Here is a 24,545-nt window from a genome sequence, read left to right on the forward strand (position 1 = left end):
TGCTCTCTTGATCACACGGTGAGCGCGGTGACCGGCACTGCGCCGACGGTGCCCAACGCCTCGCCGACCGCCGACCGCCCGGTGAACGCGTACGCCAACGCCGCGGCGTGCATCGCCTCTACCGGCGCGATCGTCGCGGCCGAGACGGCGATGGCCGAGCTGCCCGAAAGCCGGCCGACCGCCGCGATGTACGTCTGCGACGCCTGGACCTCAAGGTTCTGCAACGCCGCGACGACCGCGTCCGCGCTCGTCGCCGCACCGATCGCAGCCGTCAGCGCATGGCCGGACAACGGGGATCCGACGACGACCGGCTTCCCGGCACCGCGCAGGACGTTGTTCCACGACGCGGCATGCTCCGTATGGTGCGCCATGGCGGTCTGCACGAACGCCGCCAATCCCGGCACGGCCGGACCGTACTTTCCCGCACGCAGCGCGGCGTCGACGCCCTGGTACGCACTCACCGCCTGGTTCTCCACAGCTGCCGCGAGCGCCGCAGTCCGCAGGTCTCCGGTGTAGGGGGACGGCGTGGTGCCGGAGGCGCCGCGGCTCTTGCTGTGGCCGTGACCGCCACCGCCGCACCCGCCGACCGTGAGGCCCGCGATGCCCGCGATGCCGAACGTGAACACTCGGCGAGAGGGCCCGCTCATCGCACCGCGCCTTCGTTGACGGCCGAGGCTTCCGCGGTGGGATAGACAGCCCGCGGGATCCCCGCGGTACCGGACCCGGATCCGGGTCCGGGTCCGGGTCCGGATCCGTCAGGCGGCGTCAGCACGATCAGCAGTTCCGAACCGTGCTGCGCCTCGACAGACGCGGTGTCCACGAACAGCGAGCGGACTCCGGCCGCGCCGGCCAACGGCGCGAAGCGTGCGAAGGTCTGCGCCATCAGGTCTTCCACCTCCTCCAACAGCGTGGCCAGCGAAACAGGGTCCTTCGTCGCGGTCACCCTTTGGATCAAGCCGGTATAGCGTGCGTCGATGGCATGCTGCTCAGCTCCGCCCAACGCGACGACCGCTTGGTTGAAGGCTGCGGCGTGTGACGTGTGATGCGCCAGGTTCCGCGCTGTCAGGGCTCGTAGTCGGCCCTGGCCGGACGCCACTGCCGACAGGCCGGCCGCGACCGTGTAGAGCTTGGCGGCGAGGTTCTCCAGTGCCGCGGCCGTCTGCAGGAGCTGAACGTCTAGCGGGGCGACCGAAGGAACTGGGCTCGGTGTCGTACTCATGGGGTGCCCACCGGGGTCGGGACGACCGTTGATGTCGGGTTGGTCGCGCTACTCGACGAACTGGGCGCCGGAGTGGAGCTTGTCGGCGGAGGCGGAGGCGGAGGCGGTGGCGGCGGCGGGTCGATTGTCTCCTGGTAGGAGAAGACCACGTACGTTGTGCTGGACACCGGACCGGTCACCGTGATGTTCACCGTCACCGTACACGGCTGGCTGAACCCGGTCTGGGCACTCACCGTGGTCCCGCTGGCGGTCAACGACGGACACGTGAACGGGTCCACCGTGTAGCCGTAGCCCCCGCCATAACCGCCGCTGAGCGTCGGCCCCTGGGACAGATCGAGATCGGAGCCAGCGGCCAGCGTGGCGGAGGCGGGATAGGTGACGGTCAGCGGCGCGAAATCAGCAGTCACATTCACCGGGACCTTGATGACCTGGTTCAGGGTGTCCGTGATCGTCACCTGTCCGCTGTCCGTGACCGGCGGACAGGTGAACTTCGCCGATCCCGAGGATCCGCCGGGCGGCGAGGACAGATCGCAGGGCGTGTCGATGTTCCAGGAGACCTGGCCCGCGGCGCTGACCTGGATCGACGTCGTCGCCTTGAAGCCTGAGACAGCGTACTGATACGGGCCCAGGCCTCCGCTCACCTGGACGGACGCGGTGTACGGCGTGGTGCCGCCGACCTTGCCCTGCCAGTTATAAGCACCCTGCGTCGTGCCCTGCACACTCAACGGCTGCGCGATCGTGATGGACAGCGGTTGGACGGCGGTCGGCACATTGTCGGTCGCGTCGCTCATCGTCACCTGGAACGAATACGGCCCGGGCGCGACATTCGCCGACACGGTTCCGAAGACGACTCCGGAGGAATTCAGCGACAGGCCGTTCGGCAATCCGGTCGCCTGCCATTGGTATTTCCCGCTGCCGCCTGTGCCGGCGAGCGGCACCCCCGCGCCGTTGGCGCCGTAGGCGGTGCCGATGGCGGCCTCGGGCAAGGCGTTGAGGCTGCCGCCCAGGGAGAAGGCCAGGGGCGCGTCGACGCCGAAGTCGGCGCTCCAGGATGCGGTCTGCGAGGTCCCGGTGTCGGTCACGATGAAGGTGAGCTTCGTCGTCGCGACGGGACTGGTCCCGACCGGCCCCGAGGTCGTGGACAGCACACCGGTGTTGGAGTCCAGGCCCAAGCCGGGCGGCAGGACGTCCCCCGGCGCCAGCTTCCAGGAGTACGTGCCGGTCCCGCCGCTCGCGGTGAGGGTGTGGGCGTAGGTCTGACCGGTGAGCGCGTAGGGCAGCGACACCGTGGTGATCTGCAGCGCCGGCACCACCTGCATCGTCAGATTCTTGATGGCGATCAGCGGGGGCGCGCTGGCGTCCACGGCCTGCACGCTGAACGAGAACGTGCCGGTGAACAATGGTGTCCCGGTGAGCAGGCCGGTCGAGGACAGCTGCAGGCCCGGCGGCAGCGTGCCGGTCGGCTGCCAGGCGTACACCGGCGTGGGGGTCGTGCCCGGCAGTGTGCTGATCGGCTGTCCGCCGGCTGCTTGTAGCTGGATGCCAACCGGTGTCGGAGTCACGCCCGCCTTCACGCCCGCGCCCGTCACTCCCGCGGTCGCCGGCGCCACGCCGACCTGCTGCCCGACCTCGACCGGCGACAGGCTCGACGTCGTGATCGCGAAGCCCGTCACCACCCGGACGGAGAAGGACTGCGACACGGTCCGGGACGGACTGCCGGCGTCGGAGACGGAGACCGAGAACGTGAAGCTGCCGTTCTTCTGCGGCGTCCCGCTGAGCAGCCCGGTCGTCGAACCCAGAGTCAGTCCGGCGGGCAGTTGCGCGGGCGGCACGGACCAGGTGTAGGGCATCGTCCCGCCGGAGGCCTCCACCTGTTGCGAATACTGCGTGCCGGCGACGCCGTCCGGGAGTGTCAGCGTGGTCATCATCAGCGGGTTGGCGACGGCGATGGACAGGCGCTGGGTGGCGGACTGGCCGTTCGCGTCCGTGACCTGGACGGTGAAGGAGGACTTGCCGGCCGTGGTCGGGAATCCGCTGATGGTCCGGGCGGCCGGGTCCAGCGTCAGCCCGATCGGCAGGTCGCCCTGGCCCGGGACCAGCGACCACTTGTACGGTCCGGTGCCGCCGGTGGCGACGAGGTTCTGCGGGGCGTAGGTGACGTCCGCGGTCGCGTCCGGCAGCGTGGAGACGGCCACCGCCGGCACGCCGATGACGGTCAGCCTCAGCTGCGTGGCCGGAGGCGACTGGCCGGGCGGGCCGGCGTCGGCGACGTGGACGACGATCGTGCTCGTCCCGGGCGCGGTCGGGGTGCCGCTGATGATCCCGGCCGCGGAGACGGTCAGACCCGGCGGCAGCGAGGCCGGATCTGCCGACCAGGTGTAGGGCGCGGTGCCTCCCGATCCGTTGAGCGAGGCCGTATAAGCCTTGCCCTGCACCGCGTTCTGCAACGCCGTCGTGGTGACCCCGAGCTTGCCCACGACGGTGAGCGTCGTCTGGCTGCTGACCGGGGCGGACTTGCCGGCGCTCTTGGCCGTGATGGTCGCCGTGCCCGGGCCGACCGCGGTCACCACGCCGGTCGCCGGGTTGACCGTGGCGACGCGCGGGTCGGAGGAGGACCACACGAGATCGGCCGGCGCGGTGCCGCCGCCGGAGGCCTGGGCCCGGACGGACGCGCCGGCGACCAGCGGCGAGTCCAGGACGACGCTGAACGCCGGCGTCGTCGGGGTGCTGGATGCCGAGGACGACGGCGAGGACGGTCCCGCCGCCGGTTTCGGCGGGCTCGACGCGGCCTTGGACACCGCCGCCGAGGCGTTGCCCGCCGCGTTCTTCGCCTGGGCCGCGGCCGACGCCGCCGCGCTCGACGCGGTCGCGGCGGAGTGCACCACCGGCCGCAGCACGGCGAACCAGAGCGCGAGCAGCACGCCGGCGACCGCGAGCGAGATCCCCAGGAACGGCAGCACCCACTCCGGCAGCGTCTGCTTCTCCAGCATCACGCCCTCGGCCTTGGCCGTGCCGTCCTGCTCGGAGCGCACCTCGGCCTCGAAGGGCAGGGTGCGGTTGGTCCCCTTGAAGAAGGTCTTGCGCGGGACGGCCCGCAGCCGGACGAACGTCGCGGTGCCCGGCGCCGCGGTGAACACCGCCGGACGGATCCGGAAGCCCAGCTTGACCGCCGGGTCGAGGCCCTCGACGCGCAGGCGCTCCGACCGGTTGCCGCGGTTCTCCACGACCAGCTTGAACCGTGCCGAGCGGCGGCCGGAGGCGTCGGTGGGGACCAGCTTCGCCGCGAGGTCCCCGAAGGCGCCGACCTTGACGGTGCCCTCCTCGATCCGCGAGCCCTCGGGATCCTCGGTGGACATCGCGCGCACGCCGAACGCCACGTCGCCCGGCGCCAGGCCGGCCGACCGCGGCGGCCGGAAGCAGACGCGGACCTGCTCGGTGGCCCCCGGCAGGAGGTTGACTCGCGCCGGCTCCACCGAGGCCCACTCGGCGGACGGGCCGAGGACGTCGAGCAGGATCTGGTCGACCACCATGCCGGTGTTCTCCAGACGCAGGACGCACCCGGCCTCCTCGCCGGGCACGACCTCGACCACATCGACCGCTTCGGCCGTGTCGGCCGTATCGCTGCCGCCTTCGAAGACGACGGAGACTCCCATCTGCCCGGCCCCTTCCCGTCCTGCTGTGCACCCCGTACCGCGTCTGCCGTCTCCCGGCCCAGCCTCGCAGCGCCCGCGGTCCGGCGCCTGCGCGAACGCGCAGGGAAAAGCGCAGTCGCGCGGTGCCGACTTTGCGCGCGCTGTCACACGATCTGTCACTTTCCACGTGGCTTTCTGCACGATTAGGAGGCTCCTAGGGGGTTCCCTAGGCGACAATTGCGCAACGGCGTGGTCATTTGGGAAGGGCGCAAATCGCCGTTTCGGACGCTGGAGGTCACCATGGAATCCCCGATACCGGTGTCGATCCACGCTGACGACCCCATCACCAGGGCGGGCCTTGAGACGGCATTGCGCCACCGCGCCGAGTTCGAGCTCGTCGATCTGCGCTCGCCGATCCCGGCCCGGGTCGTCGTGTGCGCGCTCGACGCCCTCACGCCCAAGGCCCTGGAGCTGATCAGGGCCGTGCGATCGCGGGACGGTGCGCAGGCGGTGCTGGTCGTCAGCGCCCTGTCCGACGAGGAACTGCTGACCGTCGTCGAATCCGGCGCCTGCTCCGTGCTGTGGCGCTGGGAGGCGACGTCCTCGTGGCTGGCCACCACGGTGATCCGGGCCGCCGCCGGCGACGCCGCGCTGCCCTCGGATCTGCTGACCCGGCTGCTCAAGCAGGTGGGGCGGCTGCAACAGCACGTGCTGCGTCCGCAGGGCATGTCGCTGAGCGGGCTGTCCGAGCGCGAGTGCCGGGTGCTGCGCCTGGCCGCCGACGGCTTCGGCACCGACGAGATCGCGGCCGAGCTCGCGTATTCGCGGCGCACCGTGACCGGCGTCCTGCACGACGTCACAACGCGGTACCACTTGAGGAACCGGACGCACGCGGTCGCGTTCGCCATCCGCGAAGGGCTCATCTAGAGCTCGTCCGGGCTCTCACAGAGTCCTGATGAATCTCATTTGAGCCGTCGTTTAGGCATTCCGCGCACAACGTCTCCGCGATAGGTCTTGGTCGCTGGCCTGAAGAGCGGGACACACGTCGCGCCCTGGCACCGGAGAGAGCGGGAAACCATGTCGATCGCATGGGCGTCGCCGTGGCAGGTTTTCGAGACGCCGGCCCCGCCGGCCGGCCCGGACGAACTGTCGCCGGCCGGACCGGCCGCGGTGCGCGCCGGCGGCGAGCAGGACGCGCTGGGCCGGCTGCGCGCCGAGGCGCTGCGCCAGGCGATCGTGCGCGCGGTCGCCGAACTGCCCGCGGCCGGCCGGCGCCTGTTGGCCGCGATGGCCGTGCTGGACCGGGAGGCGCCGCTGCCGATCCTGGCCGCGGTCGCGGACGTGGCCGACCCGGCCGCCGCGCTCAACGACCTGATCGAGGCCGGATTCGTGTCGGGGCTGCCGCCCGGCCCCGCCGAGAGCGTCCGCATCGAGCCGCAGGCGCTGCGGGACGTCGTGTACTGGAACCTGCCCACCGGGCTGCGGCGCGAGATCCACCGTGCGGCCTCCGACCGGGTGAGCGGCATCAACGGATACCGTCACCTGCTGCTCGGCGGCCGGCGGCCCGACCCGGCGCTGGCCGGGCGGCTGGAGGACGAGGCCGTCTGCTGCCGGGCCGCCGGGGACGCCGAACGCGCCGGCACCCTGCTGCTGTGGTCCGCGGACCTGTCGGTGAACCGGCGGGAGCGGGAACGCAGGCTGCTCACCGCGGCGTGGTGGGGCGGCGAGCACCTCGAAGCCGAGTGGGCGCAGGCCCTGAGCGAACGGCTCACGCCTCTGGAGCCCAGCGTCGAACGCAATCTGTTCCTCGGCCGGCGTGCGGCGAGCGAGGGCAGGTACGGGACCGCGCGATTACTCCTGGGCCAGGCCGGGCTGCTGGCCCGCGACCGTCCGGTCGCGGTGCGCGCCGCCGTCCACCTCGCGACGGCGGCGCTGGCCGCGCAGACCGGCGACCTCGCGGGTGAGGAACGGGTCGCGCTGTCCGTGTTGGCGGTGCCCGGGATCCCCGCGCAGTGCGGCGAGTGGTCGGTGTACTTCGCAGCGGACGCGTACGGCAGGATGCGCGGATCGGCCGACGCCGCGCTGCGGCGGTTGGAGGCGCTCGCGCCGGGGTGCGAATACGTTCCCGGGCCCGGGGGCTCGGCCCGGGACCGTCCCGAGCAGGCGCCGGACCATGAGGCGCCGGACCATGAGGCGCCGGACCATGAGGTGCCGGAACCCGGCGGCCGGCTCGCCGATCACCGCGGCCACGGGATCCTGTGCTGGGCCCGCGGCGCCTGGCTGGGGCTCAGCGGCCGTCCGGCCGAGGCGGTCGTCGAACTCCAGCGGGTCCTGCGCTCCCACGACGGCCCGGTCGAGCCGGTCCTGCCGGTGGTGTACGCCGATCTAGGCTACGCCTCGTTCCAGCTCGGCGACTGGCGCGCGGCCCGGTACGCGGCCGAGGAGGGGATCCAGGCGGCCGAGGAGCGGGGCGACCGAAGGGCCGCCATCCCCGCGGCCGCCCTGGCCGCGAGTATCAGCGCCCTGAAGGGGGAGTGGGCGACGGCCTCCGAGTGGCTGGACTTCGTCACCATGACGCAGTGGGCACCGGGGCCGCCGCACTACGCGGTGTTCCCGGCCCTGGCCGCGGCGATCCTGGCCCAGGCGCGCGACAAGCCGGGCGCCATGCTCACGGCCCTCGCGCCGCTGGCCGCCGAACCCGACCTGTTCGCGCTCTACCAGCTGTGGTGGCGCCCGCTCCACACCGAGGCGCTGATCGAGACCGGCCGCCTCGACGCGGCGCGTTCAGCCCTGGAGGCACTGCACGCCGCCTTCCCGCCGGCCGCGCCCGAGCCGGCGATGGCCGTCCGGCTCCGGGCCCGCCTCGCGGCGGCCGAGGGCGACCGGGCGACGGCGGCCGACCTGGTGCTGCGGGCCATCGAGCGGCCGGCCGGCGCCGTATCGCCGTTCACCCTGGCCCGCCTGGAACACGACCACGGCCGGCTCCTGCTCGCCGCCCGGCGCCGCAACGCGGCCATCAGATGGCTGATATCGGCGCAGAACCGCTACGCGGACATCGGCGCCCTGCCGTTCGCTGATCGGTGCCGGCGGCAGTTGACGGCGATCGGGGTCCAGCTCCCGGGCGGTGGTGGCGGCGGTGGCGGTGGCACCGGTGGTGGCGGTGACGGAACCGGTGGCGGAAGCGCCGGCGAGGATCAGGGCACGCAGATGTCGCTCCTCGTCCCCGCGGCGCTGACCGCGCAGGAGCACCGCATCGCGTGCCTGGCCGCCGACGGCATGACCAACCAGCAGATCGCGCGCACCCTGTTCGTGAGCGCGAAGACGGTCGAGTACCACCTCGGGAAGACCTTCGCCAAGCTCGGCATCACCTCGCGTCACCAGCTGCGCGGCGAGATCGGGGCCTTCGGCGACGGATCGGGGCTCGCCGCCGCACCGTCTGCCGCGGACAGTGCCTAGCGGATAGTGCCTAGTTCGTGAAGATGACGTTCTTGTTGGCGAACTCTGCCTTCAGCGCCGGCAGCCAGGCCGCCGACCTGACCTTCGAGACGTTGACGCACACCCACTGGGCCTGGCTCGACAGCTTGTTGGTGATCATGCCCGAGGCGGCCTGCTTCGACGGCGAGCTCGTCGGCGTGTAGATGTCGATGGTGGCGACCCGGTCGCTGGTGTCCTTGCGCTCGGTGGCCCACCAGGCGTCGATGCCGGTGGTCGGCGGGTCCAGAGTCCTGTTGGAGACCAGGACGTCGAAGGTGTCGCCCCCGCTGGCCCCGCGCCCGCCCTGGGCGCCCTGGAGCACCACCGCCTTGGACCCGGAGAACCGGGAGCTCTGGGCGATGAAGTTGGTCGCGTCCACCTCGTCGGTTGTCGGGTTGGCGGCCGCGATGATGACCTTGGTCATGACGGTGTGCCTTCCTGTCGGTGCGAATCCTTGCGTGATTCACCGTAGGAAGACTCAGTGGTGCATGCCTGCCTCACCTGGCAGAGCTTCAGGCAGCCGTCAGCGCGTCGATGGGTACCGCGCGACCGCCGGCGCGCCGAGCCAGGCGCCGCCGAGGCCGGCGAGCATGGTCAGCCAGACGGGAATGTCCTGCTTGCCGGAGAGGATGAGGCGGGCGAGGGCGGGCCGCCTGGTCAAAGCTCCTGGAAGACGTCGTCGGCCAGCGCCCGCAGGCGTGCGGCCTTGGCGTCGAGGCGGGCGCCCTCGGCGCGCCAGCTTGCCAGGGCTCCGCGGCGCCACCAGTGTGGGCGGCGGTGCTTCCAGTCCTCGGTGGCGGCCTCCCAGCACAGGTCCTCCACCGCCAGGACCACCATCGACGGCGATTCGGTCAGGAAACGGCCGGCCACGTTGCTGCCCACCGACTCCAGGCGCAGGTTCCAGGCCGGCTTCCCGGGGTGCTGCGCGCGATGGCGCTGCTGGCCGTCCGCTGTCGGCTTCTGGGGCTGCGGTTTCGGTTCAGGTCGCGGAACCGGTTCGGGGTATCCGTTCATGACGCCGACCCTCCGGTCCTTGTCCGATGACGCCTCCTGAACACCACGGTATGACGGCCTGGAGACGGTGGGGCAGAGGCGAAGGTCGTTTCCGCACTAGGCCATTGGGCCCGGTTGCGGCAACCGGGCCCAATGGCTTGACCTGCTCGCCTTTACTGCGTCGCTGTCGACGTCCCCGCTGGGGCGGACGGGGAGGTCTGCCCGCCGGTCGAGGTGGAGGTCGGCGCCGAGGTCGGGCTCGACGTCGACGACGAGGAGCCGGTCCCGGTCCCCGTGGGCGACGGCGTGGCCGGGCTGGACGACGTCGGGGTGGTGGACGAGCCGGACGGGGAGGTGGAGGTCGACGTCGGGCTCGTCGGGCATGGCGCGGACGGCGAGGACGGCGAGGATGGCGACGACGGCGAACTGCCGCCGCTCGACGTGGGGCACGGCGAGCTCGGCGTCGTCGACGGCGAACTGCTGCTGCTCGTCGGCGGCGGCGGCACCTTGAGGTCCCCGCTTCCCCCGCTGCCGGCCGGGCGGCCGAAGTACTGGCCGGTCTCCGGGTCGTAGAGCACGATGACGGTGATCACCACCGGGGCCGGCTGGACGACCACGACGTTCTGCGCGTGGAACGTCGACCACTGGCTGCCGGTGAACGCCTCGGAGGACTGCACGGCCGGCGGCAGCAGCGGGTTCCCGCACGAGCAGCGGGCTCGCGGCACCCCGCGGTTGTCGACGAGCACCGCGGTCCCGGCCTGCAGGACCGACTGGAAGGTCGTGGCCTGGCCGTTGCTGAACCCGTGGTTCGTCACCCGGGTGTCGGCCCGCAGGACCACCGGGGTCAGGGAGTGCAGATAGGCCGGGATGTCCGACTGCGCGATGCCCTCGACCCCGGCCCAGGCCCGGCCCTTGTCCGGGTTGGCCACCAGGAAGTCGCTGAGCTGGTTCACGTCGCAGCTGGACTGGTTCTCGGTCCCGCCGTACAGGCCCTCGGAGGACCCGGACATGGTCTTGGTGCCGTTGGTGCTGGTCGCGCTCGTGGTGGCGGAGGGGCTGCTGCTCGCGGCCGACGGCGGCGGTGCCTTGGTCGGCGCGGTCGTGTAGGGGTTCGGGCCGGCCGATCCCGCGGGCTGCAGCAGCACCGGCTTGGCCGCCGCCGGCCCGCTGGACAGCGTGACGGCCAGCGCGGCGGCCAGGCCCACGATCAGGACGCCGACGCCGATCCCGATGGGGCGGCGCCACCAGGGCGTGCCGCCCGCGCCGCCGCCGGAGCCCGGCCCGGAGCCCGAACCCGACCGGCCGGGCGGCTCGGAGGGCGGTCCCGGGGGCGGGGGCGCGGCGGACCCCGGATCCGAGGCGGCGGAGCCGGACGGGGCGCCGGACAACGGGCCGGACGGCGGTCCGGACGGGCCAGGTCCCCCGGTCGGCGACGGGCCGGAAGCCGGGGGCTGGGACGGTTGCCGGGACGGCGGCTGCGACGGCGGCTGGGACGGCGGCTGGGACGGCGGCGGCCCGGAGGGCGGCTGTGACCCCCGGCTCCCCCGACCGCTGGGCGCCGGCGTCGGCGTCGGCGTCGGAGAAGGAGGCTGCGACGACACCTCAGTCGGCGGGTACTGCGAAGCCTGCGTCGGCGGATGCGGCGGGGGCTCGTTCTCCTCGTCGGAGGAGCGCGGCGGCGTGGTGCTCAACGGCTTGTCTCACCTGTCTCGACGTGCTGGACCGGCGCCGACGCCGGCGGATGGTGTCGAAGTCATTCTCAGAAGTCATTCTCAATGGGGCGATTCGGGTGACCGCAACCGCACATCCGAGCCAAGTCCGCCCCGTGGCCCGCGTTCCCGCATGTCAGGACTGTTCCGGCAGCGACCGGCGCAGATTCACGGCCTACTCCGGACGGTGGTGGTGAAGACCGGCATCGCCCACGGAGGTGGCAGCGGCGGCGGCTGTGGCGATGGCGGCAGCACCGCCGCGGGCTCCGGCAGCACCGCCGCGGGCTCCGGCAGCGCGTCCGCCACCTGGGTCAGCGGGTGCTGGACCGCCGGCCGGGTCGCCTCGCGCAGCGCGGTGGCGAACTCCATGCACGTGGGATACCGGTCGCCGGGATCCTTGGCGAGTGCTTTGGCCAGCACCGCGTCCATTTCCGGAGGCAGCCCGGGGCGGGTGCGGCTGAGCTCCGGCGGCGCGGCGTGCAGGTGGGCCCACAGCAGCGCCAGGTCGTCGTCGCGCTGGTACGGGGCCGACCCGGTCAGCAGCTCGAACACCAGGCAGCCCAGGCTGTACAGGTCGCCGCGGCCGTCGACCGGCCGGCCGGAGATCTGCTCGGGCGCCACGTAGTCGGCGGTGCCGACGAACTGCCCGACCGCGGTGAAGCCGGTCAGCGACGACGACTTCTTCGTCAGGCCGAAGTCGGTCAGGTAGACGTGCTCGGGATGCTCGATGTCGGTGCCCTCGGCCACCAGGACGTTGCCCGGTTTCACGTCCCGGTGGACCAGGCCGTGCGCGTGCGCGGCGTCGAGTGCGGAGGCGATCTGCGCGGCGATGCGCAGGGCCTGGGGGACCGGCAGGGTGCCGTTTCGGTCCAGGAGCGTGCGCAGGTCACGTCCTTCGACGTAGCGCATGGCGATGTACAGGACGCCCTCGCTCTCACCGGCGGCGAAGACCGGGATGATGTGCGGGTGGTCGATGGCCGCCGCCGCCCGGGACTCGGAGGCGAAGCGGAGGCGGAAGGCCTTGTTGCGGGCGAGCTCCGGCGCGAGCAGTTTGACCGCCACGGTCCGGCCGAGGGCCAGGTCCCGCGCCCGGTAGACGACCGCCATGCCGCCGTGGCCGATCTCGTGCTCCAGGCGGAATCCGGCGATCTGCTGCCCGCTCAGGCCGGACGGCACGAGCGATCGCCGCGGTTCCTCCGTCATCGGGGCTCACCGGCTCGCGCGGGACCCGCCGCGCCGTGTTCGTGTTCGTGTTCGGGCTCGGGCTCGGGCGCGGGTTCACGTTCGTGTTCGGGCCCGTGCGCGTGTTCGGGTATGGGCTCGGGTTCGGCCTCCACCGTGGCGAAGGTCTGCACCTGCGTGTCGTGGCAGTACCACCAGCGGTCGTGCTCGAGGTCGAGCAGCCACGCCGACTCCCCGTCGACGACCACGCCCACCCGCAGGCCGACGCTGCGGTCCCGGAAGGTCTGCAGGTCGATGTCGCCCGCGGCGAGCTGTTCGACCAGCTGCCGGTACGCGGACAGCGCGCGCTCCAGTCCGGCCAGCAGCGGCCGCGGATCCGCGATCGACGCCGGCGGGTGTCCGGTGCCCGGCGGGGAGTCCGGCAGGGCGATCAGGAGCCGGCCGTCTACCCAGGCGGCCCAGCCGTTCGCGCACAGGATCCGGGCCCAGTCGCCCACGGTGTCGGTGATCCGGACCGGTAGGAGCGCGTCCAGCCAGGCCGAGGGCTCCGAGGTGTCCGGGCCGGCCCAGGTCGGCATCCCGTCCAGCGGCGTCACGTGGGTCGGCCGGAAGCCGGTGTCGTCCATGGCGTGGGCCTCCAGGGGCAGGGGGGCGGTCCTCAGCCTCGCATGATCGTCGGCTCGTGGCGGCGCAGGAGCCGGGCCACGATCAGGCCCAGGACCAGCGACATCAGCACCATGGCGGCCATGTCCCACAGCCAGGTGCCGGCCTTGTGGGCGAACAGCGGGTCCGTGGCCACGGTGCCCTGGACGACCTGCCGCAGATCGATCGTGGAGGCCATGGCGGCCAGCGCCCAGCGGGAGGGGACGAGCCACGAGAGCTGCTCCAGCACCGGGACGCCGTGCAGCCGCAGCAGGGCGCCGCAGAAGACGACCTGGACGATCGCCAGCAGCACCAGCAGCGGCATCGTCACCTCCTCCTTGCGCACCAGGGCGGAGACCACGAGCCCGAGCATCATCGCGGTGAAGGAGAGCATCGCCACCGCGAGCGTGATCTCGATCGGGGCCGGCAGCAGCACGCCGCCGCCGTGCGCCCTGACCCGCACGCCGGCCAGGCCGATCACGGTCATCACCACGGCCTGCGCGACGGTGATGGCGCCGAGCACGATGATCTTCGACCACAGATAGGCGGACCTGGACAGGCCCACGGCTCGCTCGCGGCGGTAGACGGCCCGTTCCTTGACGAGCTCGCGCACGGAGTTCGCCGCACCGATCAGCAAGCCGCCGACGCACAGGATGAGCAGCGCGTTCAGCGCCGTCGAATCGTCCAGCCGGCTGCCGGCCAGCGCGCGGGCCATGGCGCCCATCACGAACGGCAGGATGATCATGACCGCGAGGAAGGTGCGGTCCGCGGACAGCGCGGCCACATAGCGGCGCACCAGCGTGCTCAGCTGACCGAGCCAGCTCTGGGCCTTGGGCGGCTCCGGGTACTTGATCTCGGCCGCGGCCTGCGCGGGCACGCGCTCCATGGTCCCGGCGATGTATTGCCGGTAGGGGTCGGACTCCTGGTAGCGGCCGGCCCAGTCGCGGTCCTGCTCGGTCTCGAACGCCTCGAACGCCTCCGGCCACTGTTCGAACCCGAAGTAGCCCAGCGCCTTGTCCGGCGGCCCGAAGTACGCGATGTGCCCGCCGGGGGCGAGCACCAGGAGGCGGTCGCAGACGTCGAGGTTGAGCACGCTGTGGGTCACCACGATCACGGTGCGGCCGTCGTCGGCGAGGCGGCGCAGCAGGTGCATGACGGAGCGGTCCATACCGGGGTCCAGGCCGGAGGTCGGCTCGTCCAGGAACAGCAGCGAGGGCTTGGTCAGCAGCTCCAGCGCGACGCTCACCCGCTTGCGCTGGCCTCCGGACAGGCTGGAGATGACCTGGTCGGCGCGCTGCTCCAGGCCGAGTTCGGTGATGACCTCCTGGACCCGGTCGGCCCGCTCGGCCTGCGCGGTGTCGCCGGGGAAGCGGAGCTCGGCGGCGTAGGACAGGGCGCGGCGCACGGTCAGCTGGGTGTGCAGGATGTCGTCCTGCGGAACCAGGCCGATGCGCTGGCGCAGCTCGGCGTAGTCCCGGTACAGGTCGCGGCCGTCGTAGCGGACGCTTCCCCGGTCGGCTGGCCGCATCCCGGTCAGCGCGTTGAGCAGGGTGGACTTGCCGGCGCCGCTGGGTCCGACCACGGCCAGCAGGGACTTCTCGGCGACCGGGAACGAGACGGCGTCCAGCAGCAGCCGGGCCGGCGCTCCGACCTGCACCGAGAGCCCCTCGACCTGCAGAGCGATGACGCCGGTGTCGACGAACTCCTGGAGCTCGTCGCCGACCAGGCAGAAGACCGAGTGCCCGATGCCGACCAGGTCGCCGGGCTGCACCACCGCGCTGAGCACGGGCTGGCCGTTGAGGAAGGTGCCGTTGTGGCTGTCCAGGTCGACGATCTCGTAGCGCCCGTCGGGGCGGGCGCGCAGTTCGGCGTGCGAGCGCGAGACGCTCAGGTCGTCGACGACGAGGTCGTTCTCCAGGGCGCGGCCGATGCGGATGGTGCGCTCCGGCAGTCGCCGCACCGTGGTCGGCTGGCGGTGGGAGCCGGTGATCGCGGTGAGCGCGGAGGGCCGCTCGGCCCGCTTGGGGGCCGCCGGCTTCGGCGCGACGAGCGCGGCCAGCGGCCCGTCGGTCGGGTTGCCGAAGCGGATCTTGGTGCCCGGGCCGACGTCGAGGTGCCGCACCCGGTGCCCGACGGCGTCGAAGGTGCCGTTGGTGCTGCCGACGTCGTCCACGCTCCAGTGACCCTCGCGGACGTGCAGGACGGCGTGGTGCCAGGAAACCCGCGGATCGCCCAGTACGACGTCCCCGAGCGGATCGCGCCCGATCTCGTACTCGCGACTCGGGATCAGCACCCGGCGGTCGCCGTCGGTATCGAGGATCAATTCCGCGCCTGGCTGGTCAGCCATAGTTACGAGCCTAGCCCCGGCGGCAGGCTCCCGCCCGTCGCCGCGACCGCGAAGGCGCAGGCGACCAGCAGGAGTACGGACCGAGTAAGGACTTCAGTATTCGCCCTTGATGACGAAGAACGACCCGCGGATCACCCCGGCCAGCTTCGACTTCTGGCGTGCGAACTTGAAGCGCGGCGCGAGTTCCTCGGGGACCTCCATGCCTTCCGAGAGTTTGAACCCGACGGCGCGCTTCCCGCTGTCCTCGATGGTGTACATGACGTTGATCGACAGGCCGGACTCGTAGAACACGTAGGCCATCCGGATGCCCTCCACCTCGAAGGCGGTCGCTTCCAGCGGCCGGGAGGCGATGACGATGTCGCGCTCCTCGGACAGGATGCGGGTCACCCAGTCGAGCGCCTCCGGCGCCTCGTCGGCCGGGCTGACGGTGAACACATGATCGTACTTATTCTTGAAGTAGCGCGCCTCGTTGGCGCGCAGGCCGGCCAGGGCGTCCGCGACCGGGGACGATTCCAGGCCGGTTGTGGACACGTTCTCGAAATCGACGGTGTAGGGCATGAGCCCAGGCTAGCCAGGCTCAGCGCCGCGGGAGCATCATCGGCCCGTCTCGGAGTGTCAGGCCTTTGCTGTCTCGCCTGTGTTTTCTCACCTGTGCTGTCTCACCTCTGCCGTCTCACCTCTGCCGTCTCAGTACCCGCTCGAAGCCGCCTCGGCGGCCGGGCCCGGAGAGTCGTCGCCGGCGAGCCGGCGGTCCAGGTCGGCCAGGATCGACGCCGTGGCCGTGGCGCCGAAGCGGGTGGCGCCCAGGCTGTGCAGCGCCAGCAGCGCGTCCAGGGTGCGCACGCCGCCGGCCGCCTTGATCGCCACGGCGGGCGACACGGTGCGGCGCATCAGGGCGATGTCGGCGGCGGTGGCGCCGCCGGCGGCGAACCCGGTGCTGGTCTTGACGAACGCCGCGCCCGCCGCCTCCGCGGCCTGGTAGCCGGCGATCTTCTCCTCGTCGGTCAGGTAGGAGTTCTCGAAGATCACCTTCACCGGGTGTCCTTCGGCGGCCCGGACGACGGCGGCGATCTCGGCGTGGGTGAACGCGGCGTCGCCGGCGCGCAGGCGGCCGATGTCGATCACCATGTCGATCTCCCGGGCGCCGAGGGAGACCAGCTCGCGGGTTTCGAAGACCTTCGTCGCGGTGGTGTTGCCGCCGTGCGGGAAGCCGACGACGGTGCCGACGGCCACGTCGCTGCCGCGCAGCGCCGCCGCGGCGGCCGCGACGTCGCAGGGGCGCACGCACGCCGACGCCGTCCGGTGCTCCAGCGCGACGGCCAAGCCGGCCTCGACGTCGGCCGGGGTCAGTTCGGGGCGCAGCAGCGAGTGGTCGATCATCTTCGCCACCGCGGCGCGGGTGGGCAGCGGGCCGCTCCAGCGCGGGACGTCGAGCGAGGTGACGGACATGGAGTGCTCCTTCGGGGTATGATCGAGGCTCAGCTGTCTATACAGCCTATACAACTTCTTCCGAGGAGGCGCGCGCCGGCCATGGCAGCACCGCAACCGCTGTACGAGCGCATCGGCCGGCAGCTGCGCCGCCGCCTGGACGCCGCCGAGGACGGGGACCCGTTCCCCTCCGAGCCGCGGCTGGCCGAGGAGTTCGGCGTCTCCCGGATGACCGTGCGCGCCGCGCTGGCGGGCCTGGAGCGCGACGGCCTCATCGAGCGGGTGCCCGGCCGCGGCAGCTTCGTGCGCAAAGCCGCCGCCGAACGGCCCGTCGGCACCCTGCTCAGCTTCCACGATCAAGCCCTGGCCGCCGGTCACACCCCGCGTTCACGCGTCCTGCGGGCCGGGCCGCGACCCGCCTCCGGGCAGGAGGCGGCGGCCTTGTGGCCCGACGGCGCCCCGCAGCCGGCCGAGGTGGTCGCCATCAGCCGGATCCGGCTGTTCGACGACCTGCCGATCGCCGTCGAACATGCCGTCTTCCCGGCCGCTCTGGAGGCCCTGCTCACCACCGACCTGGAGACCGGGTCGCTGCACAACGCCTTGCGCCGGCTCGGAGTCCGGCCGACGCTCGGCTCCTCGGTCCTCACCGCGCGCACCGCCGGCGACGACGCCGCCGGGCTCGGCGTCACCCCCGGCACGCCGATGCTCGTCGAGACCCGCACCATCCACGATCAGCACGGCGATCCGGTCGAGCACACCGTCAGCTCGTACGTGGCGGACCGTTACGCGCTCAAGGTCGAGTTCTCGGTCGTCACGTCGAACGACCCTGACACACCCACGGTCGGATCAAAGACCAATCGGCAGTGATCAACCCTCATGCATTCGCACCATGCGCAGAACCCTCAGCTCGTGTCTGATCGCCGGGGCCGTCGGGCTGTTCGGCGGCCCCCCGGCAGATCGTCGACAGGGTGCGCATCACCTATCCCGACCCGCAGGCCGGCGGCCTGGTCCCGGCCGACGTGACGGTCACGGTGGCGCCCACCAACGCTGTCGGACGTCCCGGCGCCGGGCGTCCAGCCGTGCTGGCTGTTCTCCAAGATGCCGCTGTACCTCGACGTGGTCGACTTGTATCCGGAGACAGGCAGCTGAAATGAGCCCACTCTTCGCCCCTTGGCCGGGGCGGCGGAGAGCGCCTGCCGCATAGCGTGATCGTCATGAGCGATGCAATAGACAGCCGGGCCCGGGGATTCCTGCTGCGCCCCGGCGAAGGAGTCCGGCTGGAGCTGCCCGATTGGCAGATGAATGTGAAGGTGGCTGCCTCGGACACCGCCGGGGCGGCCACTGTCGTGGAGGGGATTCTGGCGCCCGGGCATCCGGGGCCCGCGCCGCATGTCCACGACGGTCACGATGAGTGCTTCATCGTGCTCGAAGGGCGCATGCGGTTCCGGGTGGACGAGGGGTTCCGGACCGCGGCGGCCGGGGACACGGTGTTCGCCGGTCGCGGGCTGGCCCACGGATTCGGCAACCCGTTCGCCGAGTCGGCGCGGTATGTGGTCCTGCTGACACCGAGCGGATACGAGGACTACTTCGCCGAGGTGGCGGCGCGGATCGAGCAGGTCGGCGGCAGGCCTGATCCGGAGTGGAGCGCCGCGCTGATGGCCCGATACGCGACGCGGCCCGTCGAGGTGCTGGCCGATCCGGGCGAACGTAAGTTTTCCTAAGGAATCATTCACGGCGGCTTAAAGACCGGGTTCCACCATGCACAGGATGCGAGTGCATGAGAACGGTCTTCCAGTCGGCGGCGGTCTCGGGCTGCGGCGGCTCAACGCCACCGTGGCCACGGCCGCCGGCGTCGTGACGGTGCCCCGCCGGCGGCCGGTCGCCCGGCCGTTCACCGTCCTCGGTGAGCCGCTGCGGCGGGTGCTGCCCGTCGTGCTGGTGATGCTGGCCGTCGCCGGTTCGCTGGTGGTGCTCGTGGTGGCCCGGGCGCCGCAGCTGTCGATCGTCGACGAGGCCGCGCACGCCGACTACGCCTACCAGGTCTCGCACGGACGCCTCCCGGCCAAGGGCGCGCTCGTCGACTCCGAGATCCGCTACGAGTGGTACTGCCACGATCTCGGGGGCGCGGTGTCCTCGGCGGGCTGCACCGCGGGATTCACCGACGACTTCCAGGCGGACGCGCAGGACTACACATTCGGCGACCCGCCGTTGTACTACCTGGTCACCGGTTATCTGGGCCGGGCGCTGAGCCCGCTGGTGCCGGGGGCCCACGACTTCATCACCGCCGGCCGGGTCGTCGGCGCGCTGTGGCTGTTCGCCGGGATGCTCGTGTTGTATCTCGCGCTGCGCGCGTTCCGTGTGGAGCAGCGTTATGCCTGCCTGGGCGCGGTGCTGCTGCCGTTGTGCCCCGGTGTGCTGGCCGCCGCGAGCTCGCTCACCAGCGACGCGCCGTCCGCGTTGTGCGGGGCGGCGGCGCTGTATGTGCTGGCCCGGGTGATCGTGCAGGGCCGGACCGGCTGGGTGGTGCCGTTCGCCGTCACGGCCCTGAGTACCGGGACGAAGATCCTGAACGGCCTGCCGATGCTGGTGGTCGGCGGGGTCGCCGTGGCCCTGGCGGTGGGGGCCTGGCGGCGCGGCGACCGGGGCGCCGCGCTGCGTACCGGTCGGATGGCGCTCGCGGTCGCGGTCGCCTTCTGCCTCGTCTACGGCGGCTGGACGGTGTTCCAGAGCGGACGCGGCCAGGCCGGCTGGGTGAACCCGAACCTGGCCGACGGCCTGCCGCCGGCCGGATCCGCGGCCGGCGACCTGCTCAGCAACCTGTTCGGCACGTTCCAGCACCTGACGACCGACTACTGGCTGGCCGACAACGTCAACGGCGAGTCGGTGGTGATCTGGGCGACCCTGCTGTGCGTGGTGCTCGGCGCCGCGCCCTTCGCGCTGATGGCCACCAGCCGCGTGCGGTCCTGGGGCTGGCAGCTCGCCGTCGGCACCGCGATCGGCATCTCGGCGGTCGCGGTGGTCGTGGAGACCCAGGTGTTCGCGACGAGCGGGCGCTACTTCGCGGTCGTCGCCGGCCGGTACGCGCTGTGCTTCCTGCCGTGGGCGATCGCCTGCCTGGCGGTTGTGGCGAGCCGCCGCGGGCTCTCGCGCAGCGGGATCGCGTTCACCGGTCTCGGGTTGACCGTGATGCTGCTCGCCACGACCGGACTGTTCACCCTCGGGCCGGCGCTGAGCAGCCGGACGGCGTTCCTGGTCGGCTGACCGGCGCGGCGCGGCGCGGCGCGGGTGTGGTGCGGGTGCGGCGCTGCGCGGCCAGCCCTCAGCCGCTGGCGGGCTGCTGGCTGGGGACCTTCAGCGGCAGCATCAGGTAGCGGAAGTCCGGCTGTGCCGGGACGTCGAGCGCGGCGCGGCCCATGAGCACGGTCGGCCGCGTGGGCTCGGTGAACGACAGCTGCGCGTACGGCGTGTCCAGGGCGGCCAGGCCGTCCAGCAGGTAGCTCGGGTTGTAGGACACACTGATGTCCTCGCCGTCCAGGACGGCCTCCACCGCCTCCGAGGCGTGGGCCTCGTCGCCGCTGCCGGCTTCCAGGGTGACCTCGCCCTGGATGAACGCCAGCTTGATCGGCGAGGTGCGCTCGGCGACCAGCGCCACGCGCTTGGCCGCTTCCAGGAACGCGGCGGTCTCCACCATCGCGGTCGTGGTGTACGCCTCCGGGAGCAGCGAGCGGTACTTCACGAACTCGCCGGCCAGCAGGCGCGAGGTCATGGTGCGCGACCCGCCCGCGCCCTCGGCGGCGCCCCGGGCCGACTCGAAGCCGATCAGCCCGTCGCCGAGGCCGCCGTCGGCCAGCGCCAGCCGGACCCAGTCGCCGCCGGCCAGGGCCCGCGCGGTGTCGGCGAGGACCTTGTAGGGGATCAGCGCGGTCTCCGAGACGTCGGCGCGTTCGGGCTTCCACGGCAGCTCCCGGATCGCGAGCCGGAAGCGGTCGGTGGCGACCAGGGTGAGCTTCTCGCCCTCGATCTCCACCCGGATCCCGGTCAGCATCGGGATGGTGTCGTCGCGTCCGGCGGCGATCGCGACCTGTGCCACGGCGCCGGCGAAGCCGGAGGCCATGACCGAGCCGGTGGCCTCGGGCATCGCGGGCAGACCGGGGTAGTCCTCCACCGGCAGCGTCTGCAGGCTGAACCGCGTCGACCCGCAGGACAGCAGCAGCTTGGAACCCTCGGTGGCGAACTCCACCGGGCGGTTCGGCAGCGACTTGGCGATGTCGGCGAGCAGCTTGCCGTGGATCAGGATCCGGCCGGGCTCGGCGACCTCGGCCCGGACCTCGGCCCGCGCCGAGACCTCGTAGTCGAACCCGCACAGCGTGACCGTGCTGTCCCCGGTCTGGCTCTGGTCCGCCTGGAACAGCAGGCCGGAGAGCACCGGCGCCGCGGGCCGGCTGGGAAGGGAACGGGCTGTCCAGGCCACTGCCTCGGAAATGGTGTCGCGCTCGATCCGGAACCTCACCGGCGCCTCGCCTCCTGTCGCTGCGGGTAACAGAGCTCTGAGTACACCACCCGGCGCCGACGCTCGGCCCGGCGATCAGACGAAGAACAGGTTGAACTGGTCGATGACCGCCTGCGGCTGCTCCTCGACGAAGTAGTGGCCGGTGTCCGGCACCACCACGACCTGCACGTCGGTCCCCTGCGTCGGCAGCGTCGCCTGCATCTGCGCGGCGAACAGGGTGTTGACCATGCCCAGCAGCGGCACCGTCACCTTGCCGTACGTCGCCAGGTCGGTGATGTCCTGGCCGAAGGTCTGGTACCAGCCGTTGCCGCCGCGGATGCCGTCCGGGGCGTTGTAGGCGCTCGTGTAGACGGCACGGTCCACAAGCGTGACAGCATCCTGGTTCAGCAGAAGGTTGTCGAACATCCAGTCCACGATGTACTGCGCGCGGCCGGCCACCAGTTCCTCCGGCAGGCCGGCCACCTGGTTGAAGGCGAACCACCAGGGATAGAACGGCGAGCCGGGCTGCGGCAGCATCGGGATCTGGTAGTAGCCCGGGTTCGGGTGCACGACGTCGAGCATCGCCACGCGGCGCGCGGCCTGCGGGTAGTTGGCGGCGAAGGCGAAGGCGACCATGGAGCCGATGTCGTGGCCCGCGATGTCCGCCTGTTCGTAGCCCAGCGCCTGGATGAAGCCGTGGACGTCGCCGGCCATCGTCTTCTTGTCGTAGCCGCCGGCCGGCTTGTCCGAGCCACCCATGCCGCGCAGGTCCAGGGCTATCACCCGACGTCCGGCCGCGGCCAGCGCCGGCATCACCTTGCGGTACTCCCACCAGGTCTCCGGCCAGCCCGGCAGCAGGATCAGCGGCGCGCCCTGGCCGCCGGCGACATAGTGCAGGCGCAGGCCGTCGACGGTGACGTACCGGCTCGTGAATCCAGCTCCGAGGGATTCGGCCAGGTGCGCGTCGCTGAGGGCTGCGGCAGTGCTCGCGGCCGGGGCGGCGCCGCCGTCGGCCGGGGCGGCGGAGGCCAGGGCCGGGGCCGGGCTCGCCGCGGTCAGCGCGGCGGTGCCCATGCCCAGGGTGAGCGCGCTCCGTCGGTTCAAAGTCACTGTTCTGTCTCCTCGGTGAGGGGAACGGCGGGATATTTATCAGGGGTCTGTTTCACCCGTGTCCCGACTACCCCACCGGGCTCACGGGTAACCGCCCCGCCGTCGCCGGACAAGGGTCGCGCGGGCCCCGGCAAGGGTTCGGCAGCCTCAGCGGCACGTCAGGACACGGTCAGGTCAAGGACTGAGTCAGGGCTCGGGCACGTTGTCTAGACCTCTGGGCGCGATTACGGTGCCGCACAGCGGGGCGACCGACCTCATCTGCCGGTCGGCCGCCGATTCCCGGTCCAGGACGGAAGGCTCGCGGCACGCCGCGCGCCCATGTCCCCTTGCCATGGAAAGGAGTCCGAGTGGACAAGATTCGCTCGGCGTCACGCGCACGATCCGGGTGGGCCGCCCGGCTCGCGGCCCTCGGGGCCGCGGCCGCGCTGGTCTGGGGCGGCTTGGGCGGTCCGGCCTCCGCGGCCTCGGCCGCCTCGGCCGCCGGCACCCAGCAGGCACCGGACTACGTCCGGTCCTGCGCCGTCCCGACGCACGAGGGCCAGATGGCGTGTCTGGCCCTGCGGCGCACCGACGTGCCGGCCCACCGCGCCACCGCCGTACCCGCGGCCGTCTCCGGCTACGGTCCGTCCGACCTGGCCAGCGCCTACAACCTGCCGTCCGGCGGCGGGGCCGGGCAGACCGTCGGCATCGTGGACGCCCAGGACGACCCGAACGCCGAGAGCGACCTGGCGGCCTACCGGTCCAACTTCGGGCTGCCGGCCTGCACCACCGCCAACGGCTGCTTCCGGAAGATCGACGAGAACGGCGGCACCAGCTATCCGACCCCTGACACCGGCTGGGCCGGGGAGATATCCCTGGACCTGGACATGGTCTCGGCGGTCTGCCCGCAGTGCCACATCCTGCTGGTCGAGGCGACCTCGGCGAACATGGGCGACCTGGGCACGGCGGTCAACGAGGCCGTCGCGCAGGGCGCCAAGTTCGTGTCCAACAGCTACGGCGGCTCCGAGGACAGCTCGGACACGTCGTCGGACTCCAGCTACTTCTACCACCCGGGTGTGGCGATCACGGCCAGCACCGGCGACTCCGCCTACGGCGCGGAGTACCCGGCGACGTCGCAGTACGTGACGGCGGTCGGCGGCACCTCGCTGACCCGGGGCGGCGGCACGCGCGGTTGGAGCGAGTCGGTGTGGTACACCAGCTCCACGGAGGGCACCGGCTCAGGGTGCTCTGCGTACGACCCGAAGCCGTCCTGGCAGCACGACACCGGCTGCTCGCGGCGCATGGAAGCCGACGTCTCCGCGGTGGCCGACCCGGCCACGGGCGTCGCGGTCTACCAGACCTACGGCGGGTCGGGCTGGTCGGTCTACGGCGGCACCTCGGCGGCCTCGCCGATCGTCGCCTCCGTATGGGCGCTGGCCGGCGCGCCGAACTCCGGCGACATCGCGGCCCAGTACCCGTACAACCACACGGGCAGCTTCAACGACGTCACCTCCGGCCGGAACGGCAGCTGCTCGCCGGCCTACTTCTGCACCGCGCAGGCCGGCTACGACGGTCCGACCGGCTGGGGCACGCCGAACGGCACCGCGGGCTTCAGCTCGGGCTCGAGCGCCGAGACCGTCTCGGTGACGAACCCGGGCGCCCAGAGCACCGCGGTCGGCGGCGCGGCGTCGCTGCAGATCTCGGCGACCGACTCGGCCGGCAAGGCGCTGACCTACAGCGCCACCGGGCTCCCGGCCGGCCTGTCGATCAGCGGCAGCGGCCTGGTCTCCGGCAAGACGACGACCGCGGGCACCTCCTCGGTCACCGTGACCGCGTCCTCCGGGACGGCCACCGGCACGGCCACCTTCACCTGGACGGTCAACGGTTCGGGCGCTGAGACGGTGTCGGTGCGCAACCCCGGCGGCCAGACCGGCACGGTCGGCACCGCGGCGTCGCTGCAGATCTCCGCCGCCGACTCGGCCGGCAACCCGCTGACCTACAGCGCCACCGGCCTGCCCGCGGGCCTGTCGATCAGCGGCAGCGGTCTGATCTCCGGCACCCCGACCACGGCCGGGACCTCCTCGGTGACCGTGACCGCGACCTCCGGGACGGCCACCGGCTCGACCACCTTCACCTGGACCGTCACCGGCGGTTCCGGCGGCGGCTGCACCGGCCTGACCCCGTGGAACGCCACCACCTCGTACGTCCCGGGCGACGTGGTCTCCTACAACGGCCACAAGTACACGTCCACCTGGTACTCGACCGGGGCCACCCCGGGCGCGCCGGCCTCGTGGGCGGTGTGGACGGACAACGGGACCTGCTGAGACAGGAGGGCCCGGCA

The 24,545-nt window shown here is 72.2% G+C and carries 20 protein-coding genes; 6 read left to right on the top strand and 14 right to left on the bottom strand.

The features are described from left to right. Positions 1-11 precede the first annotated feature (11 nt). From ABH926_RS27600 to ABH926_RS27610, 3 genes are read right to left on the bottom strand one after another with little or no spacing between them, the layout of a single operon-like run. Positions 12-647, bottom strand: coding sequence for a ferritin-like domain-containing protein (locus ABH926_RS27600; protein WP_370368707.1), 636 nt, complete (start codon positions 645-647; stop codon positions 12-14). Further along, a complete protein-coding gene (locus ABH926_RS27605) occupies positions 644-1,219 on the bottom strand; it encodes a ferritin-like domain-containing protein (protein ID WP_370368708.1) in 576 nt (191 codons plus the stop codon). The genes ABH926_RS27600 and ABH926_RS27605 overlap by 4 nt, the downstream gene beginning before the upstream one ends. After that, positions 1,216-4,872 carry a putative Ig domain-containing protein gene (locus tag ABH926_RS27610; protein WP_370368709.1) on the bottom strand — a complete coding sequence of 1,219 codons (3,657 nt, stop codon included), beginning with the start codon at positions 4,870-4,872 and terminating at the stop codon, positions 1,216-1,218. The genes ABH926_RS27605 and ABH926_RS27610 overlap by 4 nt, the downstream gene beginning before the upstream one ends. Before the next feature lie 279 nt (positions 4,873-5,151). Between ABH926_RS27610 and ABH926_RS27615 the strand changes: the two genes are divergently transcribed. Together ABH926_RS27615 and ABH926_RS27620 are read left to right on the top strand one after the other, a co-directional pair. Then, positions 5,152-5,778: a DNA-binding response regulator gene (locus ABH926_RS27615; RefSeq protein WP_370368710.1), complete on the top strand. Its 627-nt coding sequence runs from the start codon at positions 5,152-5,154 to the stop codon at positions 5,776-5,778. A 150-nt stretch (positions 5,779-5,928) separates the two neighbouring features. After that, on the top strand, positions 5,929-8,307 hold the full coding sequence (locus ABH926_RS27620; protein ID WP_370368711.1) for a LuxR C-terminal-related transcriptional regulator: 2,379 nt from the start codon (positions 5,929-5,931) through the stop codon (positions 8,305-8,307). 10 nt (positions 8,308-8,317) lie between these two features. Here the strand turns inward: ABH926_RS27620 and ABH926_RS27625 are convergent, their stop codons facing one another. From ABH926_RS27625 to deoC, 9 genes are all read right to left on the bottom strand, one after another. Beyond that, the gene (locus ABH926_RS27625; protein WP_370368712.1) at positions 8,318-8,749 is read right to left on the bottom strand and encodes a hypothetical protein; all 432 of its coding nucleotides are present in this window, start codon (positions 8,747-8,749) and stop codon (positions 8,318-8,320) included. Positions 8,750-8,848: 99 nt separating this feature from the next. Beyond that, positions 8,849-8,986 (bottom strand): hypothetical protein, encoded by a 138-nt coding sequence (locus ABH926_RS27630; RefSeq protein WP_370368713.1) that lies wholly within the window; start codon positions 8,984-8,986, stop codon positions 8,849-8,851. Continuing rightward, positions 8,983-9,339: a hypothetical protein gene (locus ABH926_RS27635; protein WP_370368715.1), complete on the bottom strand. Its 357-nt coding sequence runs from the start codon at positions 9,337-9,339 to the stop codon at positions 8,983-8,985. The genes ABH926_RS27630 and ABH926_RS27635 overlap by 4 nt, the downstream gene beginning before the upstream one ends. Positions 9,340-9,491: 152 nt before the next feature. After that, on the bottom strand, positions 9,492-11,009 hold the full coding sequence (locus ABH926_RS27640) for a DUF6777 domain-containing protein (protein WP_370368716.1): 1,518 nt from the start codon (positions 11,007-11,009) through the stop codon (positions 9,492-9,494). Positions 11,010-11,195: 186 nt separating this feature from the next. Beyond that, on the bottom strand, positions 11,196-12,230 hold the full coding sequence (locus ABH926_RS27645) for a serine/threonine-protein kinase (protein ID WP_370368717.1): 1,035 nt from the start codon (positions 12,228-12,230) through the stop codon (positions 11,196-11,198). Continuing rightward, the gene (locus tag ABH926_RS27650; RefSeq protein WP_370368718.1) at positions 12,227-12,835 is read right to left on the bottom strand and encodes a hypothetical protein; all 609 of its coding nucleotides are present in this window, start codon (positions 12,833-12,835) and stop codon (positions 12,227-12,229) included. Before ABH926_RS27650 ends, ABH926_RS27645 begins: the two co-directional genes overlap by 4 nt. A 32-nt stretch (positions 12,836-12,867) precedes the next feature. Beyond that, the gene (locus ABH926_RS27655; protein ID WP_370368719.1) at positions 12,868-15,198 is read right to left on the bottom strand and encodes an ATP-binding cassette domain-containing protein; all 2,331 of its coding nucleotides are present in this window, start codon (positions 15,196-15,198) and stop codon (positions 12,868-12,870) included. Between the two features lie 93 nt (positions 15,199-15,291). Then, on the bottom strand, positions 15,292-15,756 hold the full coding sequence (locus ABH926_RS27660; RefSeq protein WP_370368720.1) for a phage tail protein: 465 nt from the start codon (positions 15,754-15,756) through the stop codon (positions 15,292-15,294). A 129-nt stretch (positions 15,757-15,885) separates the two neighbouring features. Beyond that, entirely contained in the window at positions 15,886-16,647 is a 762-nt protein-coding gene (gene deoC, locus ABH926_RS27665; protein WP_370368721.1) for a deoxyribose-phosphate aldolase, read from the bottom strand. 81 nt (positions 16,648-16,728) lie between these two features. On the opposite strand from deoC, the gene ABH926_RS27670 reads away from it, so the two are divergent. The 3 genes from ABH926_RS27670 (at position 16,729) to ABH926_RS27680 (ending at position 19,887) form a co-directional block, all read left to right on the top strand. After that, positions 16,729-17,493, top strand: a complete 765-nt coding sequence (locus ABH926_RS27670; protein ID WP_370368722.1) for a GntR family transcriptional regulator — start codon at positions 16,729-16,731, stop codon at positions 17,491-17,493. A gap of 347 nt (positions 17,494-17,840) precedes the next feature. Next, positions 17,841-18,347, top strand: a complete 507-nt coding sequence (locus tag ABH926_RS27675; RefSeq protein WP_370368723.1) for a cupin domain-containing protein — start codon at positions 17,841-17,843, stop codon at positions 18,345-18,347. A 46-nt stretch (positions 18,348-18,393) separates the two neighbouring features. Next, positions 18,394-19,887 (top strand): ArnT family glycosyltransferase, encoded by a 1,494-nt coding sequence (locus ABH926_RS27680; protein WP_370368724.1) that lies wholly within the window; start codon positions 18,394-18,396, stop codon positions 19,885-19,887. A gap of 58 nt (positions 19,888-19,945) precedes the next feature. Here ABH926_RS27680 and dnaN read toward each other — a convergent pair whose 3' ends face one another. Both dnaN and ABH926_RS27690 read right to left on the bottom strand, forming a co-directional pair. Continuing rightward, complete coding sequence (gene dnaN / locus ABH926_RS27685) at positions 19,946-21,136, bottom strand: DNA polymerase III subunit beta (protein ID WP_370368725.1); 1,191 nt, start codon at positions 21,134-21,136, stop codon at positions 19,946-19,948. Positions 21,137-21,211: 75 nt separating this feature from the next. Next, on the bottom strand, positions 21,212-22,225 hold the full coding sequence (locus ABH926_RS27690) for an alpha/beta fold hydrolase (RefSeq protein WP_370368726.1): 1,014 nt from the start codon (positions 22,223-22,225) through the stop codon (positions 21,212-21,214). A 347-nt stretch (positions 22,226-22,572) separates the two neighbouring features. Here ABH926_RS27690 and ABH926_RS27695 point away from each other — a divergent pair, with 347 nt between their 5' ends. Continuing rightward, on the top strand, positions 22,573-24,528 hold the full coding sequence (locus tag ABH926_RS27695) for a putative Ig domain-containing protein (protein ID WP_370368727.1): 1,956 nt from the start codon (positions 22,573-22,575) through the stop codon (positions 24,526-24,528). Positions 24,529-24,545 lie beyond the last annotated feature (17 nt).

This window comes from Catenulispora sp. GP43 (assembly GCF_041260665.1).
GTDB lineage: Bacteria > Actinomycetota > Actinomycetes > Streptomycetales > Catenulisporaceae > Catenulispora.

What these genes read in the sequence shown, in the direction of transcription:
- ABH926_RS27675 (WP_370368723.1), top strand. Translation starts at nt 17,841, where the DNA reads ATGAGCGATGCAATAGACAGCCGGGCCCGGGGATTCCTGCTGCGCCCC.
- deoC (WP_370368721.1), bottom strand. Translation starts at nt 16,647, where the DNA reads ATGTCCGTCACCTCGCTCGACGTCCCGCGCTGGAGCGGCCCGCTGCCC.
- ABH926_RS27610 (WP_370368709.1), bottom strand. Translation starts at nt 4,872, where the DNA reads ATGGGAGTCTCCGTCGTCTTCGAAGGCGGCAGCGATACGGCCGACACG.
- ABH926_RS27650 (WP_370368718.1), bottom strand. Translation starts at nt 12,835, where the DNA reads ATGGACGACACCGGCTTCCGGCCGACCCACGTGACGCCGCTGGACGGG.
- ABH926_RS27600 (WP_370368707.1), bottom strand. Translation starts at nt 647, where the DNA reads ATGAGCGGGCCCTCTCGCCGAGTGTTCACGTTCGGCATCGCGGGCATC.
- ABH926_RS27620 (WP_370368711.1), top strand. Translation starts at nt 5,929, where the DNA reads ATGTCGATCGCATGGGCGTCGCCGTGGCAGGTTTTCGAGACGCCGGCC.
- ABH926_RS27680 (WP_370368724.1), top strand. Translation starts at nt 18,394, where the DNA reads ATGCGAGTGCATGAGAACGGTCTTCCAGTCGGCGGCGGTCTCGGGCTG.
- ABH926_RS27625 (WP_370368712.1), bottom strand. Translation starts at nt 8,749, where the DNA reads ATGACCAAGGTCATCATCGCGGCCGCCAACCCGACAACCGACGAGGTG.
- ABH926_RS27655 (WP_370368719.1), bottom strand. Translation starts at nt 15,198, where the DNA reads ATGGCTGACCAGCCAGGCGCGGAATTGATCCTCGATACCGACGGCGAC.
- ABH926_RS27645 (WP_370368717.1), bottom strand. Translation starts at nt 12,230, where the DNA reads ATGACGGAGGAACCGCGGCGATCGCTCGTGCCGTCCGGCCTGAGCGGG.
- ABH926_RS27605 (WP_370368708.1), bottom strand. Translation starts at nt 1,219, where the DNA reads ATGAGTACGACACCGAGCCCAGTTCCTTCGGTCGCCCCGCTAGACGTT.
- ABH926_RS27615 (WP_370368710.1), top strand. Translation starts at nt 5,152, where the DNA reads ATGGAATCCCCGATACCGGTGTCGATCCACGCTGACGACCCCATCACC.
- ABH926_RS27670 (WP_370368722.1), top strand. Translation starts at nt 16,729, where the DNA reads ATGGCAGCACCGCAACCGCTGTACGAGCGCATCGGCCGGCAGCTGCGC.
- ABH926_RS27635 (WP_370368715.1), bottom strand. Translation starts at nt 9,339, where the DNA reads ATGAACGGATACCCCGAACCGGTTCCGCGACCTGAACCGAAACCGCAG.
- ABH926_RS27660 (WP_370368720.1), bottom strand. Translation starts at nt 15,756, where the DNA reads ATGCCCTACACCGTCGATTTCGAGAACGTGTCCACAACCGGCCTGGAA.